5 protein-coding genes are annotated in these 4650 nt (G+C 41.4%); 4 read left to right on the top strand and 1 reads right to left on the bottom strand.

The window, feature by feature from the left end; genetic code table 11:
* The first annotated feature begins 143 nt into the window (after positions 1-143).
* From KKA81_08110 to KKA81_08095, 4 genes are read left to right on the top strand one after another with little or no spacing between them, the layout of a single operon-like run.
* Positions 144-602 (top strand): GNAT family N-acetyltransferase, encoded by a 459-nt coding sequence (locus KKA81_08110; protein MBU2650884.1) that lies wholly within the window; start codon positions 144-146, stop codon positions 600-602.
* The gene (locus KKA81_08105) at positions 602-1732 is read left to right on the top strand and encodes an amidohydrolase (protein MBU2650883.1); all 1131 of its coding nucleotides are present in this window, start codon (positions 602-604) and stop codon (positions 1730-1732) included. Before KKA81_08110 ends, KKA81_08105 begins: the two co-directional genes overlap by 1 nt.
* Positions 1732-2880, top strand: coding sequence for an alanine racemase (alr, locus tag KKA81_08100; protein ID MBU2650882.1), 1149 nt, complete (start codon positions 1732-1734; stop codon positions 2878-2880). Before KKA81_08105 ends, alr begins: the two co-directional genes overlap by 1 nt.
* 9 nt (positions 2881-2889) lie before the next feature.
* Positions 2890-3960, top strand: a complete 1071-nt coding sequence (locus KKA81_08095; protein MBU2650881.1) for an alanine/ornithine racemase family PLP-dependent enzyme — start codon at positions 2890-2892, stop codon at positions 3958-3960.
* A gap of 138 nt (positions 3961-4098) precedes the next feature.
* On the opposite strand, the gene KKA81_08090 is transcribed toward KKA81_08095, so the two are convergent.
* A partial coding sequence (locus KKA81_08090; protein MBU2650880.1) for a purine-nucleoside phosphorylase occupies positions 4099-4650 on the bottom strand: 552 nt, incomplete at its 5' end.

Below are 4650 nucleotides of genomic sequence, written 5' to 3'. Positions count from 1 at the left end.
TAATCTTTTTTAAAAATAAATTCGTATATTTGTTTCAATAGAAACTAAATTATTTTAATCCAGTATTCCGGATTAAACCCAAACATTGCATTGATTCTGTATGCATCTGATGCCAATCTGGGTTGATATTAAACAACAATAGGATGAAAATTGAAATGATGACTCCGGCAGATGACGTAGGCATGCTGTCGAAAGGCAAAGTAATTGATTTTTTGTATGAACATCTCGATGAATATGGTGATAAGAAGGAGCACATTGGAAAGGCCCTTGATTATGCTCTGAATCCGTATCCCATGGCGGGTGGATTTATTTTGAACTATCTGCTAAGCGAGGAAATCATTGGTTCCGTGGTAGTGAATAAAACGGGGATGAAGGGTTATATTCCTGAGAATGTATTGGTATATATTGCTGTTCACCGTGACCACCGGGGAAAAGGCATAGGCAAAAAGCTCATGAACAGAGCTTTAGAAACCGCTTCAGGTGATATTGCCCTGCATGTGGAAAGAGATAATCCCGCCCGTTTCTTATATGAAAAGCTTGGATTCCAGAATCCTTATCTTGAGATGAGGTATTATCGCAACGGTCACCAAAAGAAAAAATAATGGAGAAACTTGTCGAATTTCGCAGGTTGCTTCACAGGTTTCCGGATTCCTCCGGCAAAGAAAATGCAACAGCAGAAAAGTTGCTAGATTTTATCCGGGATTGTAAACCTGATGTGATCATCCCTAATATTGGCGGTCATGGAATGGCTTGGGTGTATAATGGAAAACCCGGCCACAAGACTATTATGTTCCGATGTGAGCTGGATGCTATCCCCGCTGATGAAATCAATGATATCCCTTATGCATCGGAAAACCCCGGTGTTGCCCACCTTTGCGGGCACGACGGACATATGGCGGTTATGGCCGGCCTGGCCAAAATGATTTGCAAAGAAAAGAAAAGGAAAGTAAGAGTGGTTTTTCTATTCCAACCTGAGGAAGAAACAGGACAGGGTGCTGAAAAAGTGCTGAAATCAGAAGAATTTCAAAAATTCATTCCTGACTATATCCTCGCAGTTCACAATCTTCCTGGATTTCCCACAGGAACAGTGGTTTTGTCCAAATCAGTCTTTTCTTCTGCATCCTGTGGAATGATAATTCGCCTTCAGGGCAAAACCGCTCATGCAGCCGAACCGGAAAAGGGAAATAATCCTTCATTAGCGGTATCCGATATTATCAGGGAATTTAATGCGCTTTCATTAAGGAGGCAGCTGTTCAAGGATTTTGTGAAACTGACATTGATCCATGTTTCTATCGGTGAAGTAGCGTTCGGAACATCCCCGGGGAAGGCAGTTGTGATGTCAACCTTGCGTGCCTTCAGGGAAGACGATATGAGAATGTTAATCTCCAATGCTGAAAACATTTCCAAGCATATTGCCAGGCAATATGGATTGCAATATGATATTTCCTTTACCGAGGAATTTCCTGTTGTTAAAAACAATCCCATGCTGGTCGATATGGTGGAGAAAGTTGCAGGTGAAATGGGTATGAAAATGATGGAGTTAATAACTCCGATGAAGTGGTCTGAAGATTTCGGGCATTTTACGGATGCTTTTCCTGCTGCATTGATTGGTATAGGAAGCGGACAGGATCAACCTGAACTTCATAACCCTGATTTCGATTTTCCGGATGATCTGTTGAAACCTTCAGTTGACCTCCTTTTTGGAATGTATTCCAGGATAAACGATTTGTAATGCTTTCGCCTTCCTATATTGAACTTGATACGGCCGCTCTGGAAAATAATTTTTCCTTTTTGCGTCAACTGGTCGGAAGAAATGTAAGAATATCCTCTGTTGTCAAATCCGATGCATATGGTCATGGAATTGATTATTTTGTGCCTATTGCTTTAAAGTGCGGAGTGGATCATTTTTCCGTATTTAGTTCCGATGAAGCCTTTCGTGTATGGGAAATAACACACGGTAATTCCGATATCTGTATTATGGGATTTATCCCGGAAGAAGATTTAACGTGGGTTATAGAAAATGGAATTGAATTTTATGTCTTCGATGTGGAAAGATTGCTCAATGCAATACGTATTGCCCGGTCAACCGGAAAGAGGGCCAAAATTCATATTGAGATAGAAACAGGAATGAACCGGACAGGTTTGGATAAAGCTGGCCTCGAACGCCTTGTAAAACTATATTCTGCTTATAGCAGTCATATTGATGTGATGGGTTTATGCACGCACTTTGCCGGTGCGGAAAGCATTGCCAATCATGTCAGGATCAAAAAGCAACTAAAGATATTCAACCAGACATATCAATGGCTCAAAAATCAGGGAATTAATCCTAAAATTCGACATACTGCCTGTTCAGCCGCTTCTGTAAGTTATCCCCAAACCAGGATGGATATGGTCAGGATTGGTATCATGCAATATGGTTTCTGGCCCAGCCGTGAGACTTTTATCCAGTATGTTCATCGCAGGAAATCCAAAAAAGATCCCTTGATACGAGTTCTGTCGTGGAAAAGCCGGATCATGAGTATTAAAGATGTAAGGGAAGGTGAATTTATCAGCTATGGAACATCCTATCTTGCACAGGAAGACAAGAGAATTGCCGTAATTCCTGTTGGATATTACCATGGTTATACCCGATCCTTAAGCAACCAGGGTAGGGTTCTAATAAAAGGCCATCAGGCGCCGGTCATAGGACTGGTAAATATGAACATGCTTGTGGCTGATATCAACGGTATGGATGGTGTGAAACCTGGTGATGAGGTAGTTCTGATTGGTCGTCAGGGTGACCGTACCATCAGTGTTTCTTCATTTAGTGAGTTTAGCGACCTTCTGAACTATGAATTATTAACCAGACTTCCTTCCAATATCAGGAGGGTAGTCAGATAAATAGCTGATATGGCATATCTGGAATTAGATAAGGGAAAATTAGAGCATAATTATTCTTTCCTGGAGGCTCTCTTTAAAAAGCATCAGATAGAATGGGGGGTTGTAAGCAAACTGCTTTGTGGGAACAGGCTGTATCTGAAAGAGTTACTATCGTTGGGGGTCAGGGAAATTCTCGACTCCAGGATCAGTAACCTTAAAACCATAAAAAACATTGCTCCTCATGTGGAAACGGTTTATATTAAACCTCCTGCCAGACGAGTCATAAAATCCCTGGTAAAATACGCAGATGCTAGTTTTAATACCGAATTTGAAACCATCCGCCTGATCTCCGAAGAAGCGGGACGCCAAAATAAGATTCATAAGGTTATCATCATGATAGAAATGGGCGACTTGCGGGAAGGCGTTTTGGGTGAGAAACTGATGGATTTTTACGAAAGCGTTTTCAAGCTTCCGAATATTGAAGTAAGCGGTATAGGCACAAACCTCAATTGCCTGAGCGGTGTGATGCCATCTCACGACAAACTGATTCAGCTCAGTTTATACGAACAATTGATTGAAGCAAAATTTAACAGAAAAATCAACTGGGTGTCCGGGGGATCTTCTGTTACCATTCCTCTGCTCCTCAAGAGGATGGTTCCTGTAGGTGTTAATCATTTCAGAATTGGAGAAACCCTTTTTACCGGTAAGAATCTGATAAACGGTAAAACATTGAAGGGTATGAAAGCAGATGTATTTCGCTTGTATGCCGAGATCATCGAGTTGAGTAAAAAACCACTGGTACCGACCGGTGAGCTTGGCAAGAATGTTGCCGGGGAAGAAATTGAAATCAATGAATCGGATTACGGGAAATCATCTTACCGGGCAATACTCGATCTGGGTCTGCTGGATATTGATATATCCCATCTTTTCCCGGTTGATCAGAAAATGCAATTTTATGGTGCCTCAAGCGATATGATTGTAGTTGATCTCGGAGATAACCGTCAAAAATACAAACCCGGCGACCTGATTCCCTTCGGTGCTGATTATATGGGATTACTGAACCTTATGAATTCCGACTATATAGAAAAGAAAATCGTTTAAAATATTATAACTTACCGGGAAAGGAGAACAAATCGTTACAGGTTGCAGGTTACAGGTTGCAGCCTGCAACCTGAACTTGTAACCTGAAACTTGAAACTTGTAACTTGTAACTTGTAACCTGTATCTTGCAACCTGATTTTATTCTTGATTGAATATTTCAGGGATAAGTTCTGAAAGGATCATTGCCAGATGGGGCTCAGCTTTGGAGGCTTCCTCAAGAACGATTTTATGTGTGATGGGTACTATTTTTCCTTGTATACCCAGGTCAGAAATAACCGAGAAGGCTATGCACTTGATTTTCATGTGTCTGGCGGTGATCACTTCATGCACGGTTGACATTCCAACTGCATCCGCTCCTATGATTCGCAGGTACTTGTATTCTGCAGGGGTTTCATAATTGGGACCTTTTACACCTGCATAAACTCCGGTGTGGCAACGAACCTTTTTCCTTCGGGCAATTTTTAATGCCATTTGGCTGTATTGCATGTCATAAGGTTCGCTCATATCGGGGAATCTATCTCCCAGTTCAGGATCATTATGACCGATGAGAGGATTCTCGCCACTCAGATTGATATGATCCTGAATGATCATAATATCACCAATGTTATAATCGGGATTGAGGCCTCCACTTGCATTTGATAAAACCAATAATTTGATTCCCAAAAATTTCATGACCCTGACAGGAAATAC

The sequence above is a fragment of the Bacteroidota bacterium genome, from assembly GCA_018831055.1.
In the GTDB taxonomy this organism is placed as follows: domain Bacteria; phylum Bacteroidota; class Bacteroidia; order Bacteroidales; family B18-G4; genus M55B132.
The sequence above is the reverse complement of the archived record's forward strand: the minus strand, read 5'-3'. Positions and strand labels throughout refer to the sequence as shown.